The 2,143-nt window shown below is 26.0% G+C and carries 2 protein-coding genes; both read right to left on the bottom strand.

Annotation, left to right across the window (positions count from 1 at the left end):
- Nucleotides 1–17: 17 nt before the first annotated feature.
- Nucleotides 18–1,760, bottom strand: coding sequence for a motility associated factor glycosyltransferase family protein (locus L8T90_RS07770; protein ID WP_263737165.1), 1,743 nt, complete (start codon nt 1,758–1,760; stop codon nt 18–20).
- Nucleotides 1,753–2,143: hypothetical protein (locus L8T90_RS07765; RefSeq protein ID WP_263737164.1), on the bottom strand; the 391-nt coding region annotated here is incomplete at its 5' end. The genes L8T90_RS07770 and L8T90_RS07765, both read right to left, overlap by 8 nt.

Raw genomic sequence — 2,143 nt, 5'->3', positions numbered from 1 at the left:
TTTTAAAAAAAGTTCATTCATGAGAAATCCTTAGAAATCAGTTCTTGTATATCGGTTATGGTTTGATTGATTATAGAGTGTTGAAATTGTATCAATTTTACCATTTCTTCTATGTGTCTTTTGTGGTTGATAATAAAACTAAGCTGATTGATCATGTTTTTTGATGGTATATTGGTATTTAAACATTCTAGTTGAATAAAATTGCACTCATTGGCATACATGTAACTTAACAAAATTGTAGAAAAAAATTTATTTTTGTAGATATTTTCTTTGTATAATTTGATTTCTTTTTGCAAAATACTTATTTGGTTAAAATCAATTAATTTTAGACTTTCTTCTAAGCTTAAATCCTTTGGTAGAGAATTTACTCGTAAAGATACATTTTGAATTTTTTCAATAATTTTTTTAGAATCATTTAAAAAATTATTTGAAGCTTGATTAATTGTTTTAAAATGATTTAAGGCTTTTTGTAGATTGGTATAAATGGAGTGTTTGCTAGGTAAAGCTAGCTTTTTAATATTTTTTATTGTATTTTCTTTTATAATTTGTTCGCAAAGTTTTGTGAATGGTTTTTCTATAGCTCCTTCTATCCTAGCTCCACCCTCTGTGGCATTATACGTTTTAACGATGTGTTTGTTAAGACTGATATCATATTCATATTTTTCTTTATATAAAAGCCATGCTGCGTGTGTATAAACTTTTTCTTGTCCGCCATAAGCTATAGTTTTGATATGTTTATAGCGTGAAGAATCCAAATTTGTTCCGTGCAAAAAATCTTTAGGATGCGAGTTCCCATCTTTTCCAAAAGCTAGATCTTGTCCTATTAATATGATATTTGTGTAGCATAAAGATACGGCAAAATTATAAGCTAAATTTGCTACAGAATTAAAACTCAAATCACAATATCCAAAATCATCAAATCCAAAACTAGTACAAAATAAATTTGTAGACAGAGTGATCATGTAATTTCTATTATTTTTTTCTATAAGTTTAATAGTTTTTGGATTGACGGTGTCGCTAAAGATAAATAAAATATCTCTGTCAAAATCCCCAAAATTATTATCAAAAAAATTCCAAGATCCTATAACTTTGTCTTTTTTACCATTAATCACATCTCTTTCTATACAAAAAACATAATCTGGCTTAATGCCGTATTTATGCAGAATAGTAAAAGAACCATCCGCGCAAAATATACTGACTTTGTTTTGAATTTTTTTCAACAAGGGAAGTTGTTTGATTAAACTTGGTCCACTGGCCACGATAATTGCATATTTTTGCTTAGCCTTATGCGTACTTAAAAAATTTTTAGTGCTAGAGTGGGATAGTGTTTTTGGAAGATTTTTGCAAAAATGTTCTATATATACTTCACATTCTTGGCTTGATTGTAAAGCATTAAAGATGCTTTCAATAGCTTTATTAATATAATCTTGTATGATTTGTATTGAATTAGAATTTTTAAATTTTAAAATTTCAGCAATTTTGCTGTAAAACATAAAATTTTGTTGTAAAAATAATTCCTTGGCTCTATCAAAATTAAAAGTATTGGCATTAAATATAAATATTTTTTTGCTTTGCAAAAGAGAAATAATGTATTTTTTGTTTATAAAATTTTCAATAAGTTCTTCGTTGTCTTCAAAAATTACCAAGAATTTTAAATTTTCATTTTGAAAAAGTTTTTCAATATAATCGCCTAGCCCAAAGACAAACAAAATGGGATGATTATGGTAAGAGTTTAAGGTATTGTATAAAAAGCTATTCATGTGTCATCTTTTGAAGTATTTCTAATGAAATTTTAAGAAATTTAATTAATTTTTGCAACCATATTTCATGTTCTAATAACCAGTTAATCATTCGAATCTTCTTAGCTTCTTGAGTATGAGCGCTTGTTAAAGATATTTTAGCAAGTTTTAATTCTATGTTTTTTAAAGCAGGATTTAAAACCTCTCCAAGTTCTACGATATTTTCTATTTTTGTTTTGAGCTTGTGAAGGTCGTTGTTTATTGATAAAATTTCTTTAAAATTTAATTCTTGCATAGTGTTTGCATGTTTAATATGCAACAAAGTGTTTTTTAAATTTTGATATAAATTATTAGATTCAACAAAAATATTTGTGATTTTTTTTACTTTTTGATTTATTTCCTTG

Source organism: Campylobacter sp. RKI_CA19_01121, assembly GCF_025771295.1.
GTDB lineage: Bacteria > Campylobacterota > Campylobacteria > Campylobacterales > Campylobacteraceae > Campylobacter_D.
The sequence above is the reverse complement of the archived record's forward strand: the minus strand, read 5'-3'. Positions and strand labels throughout refer to the sequence as shown.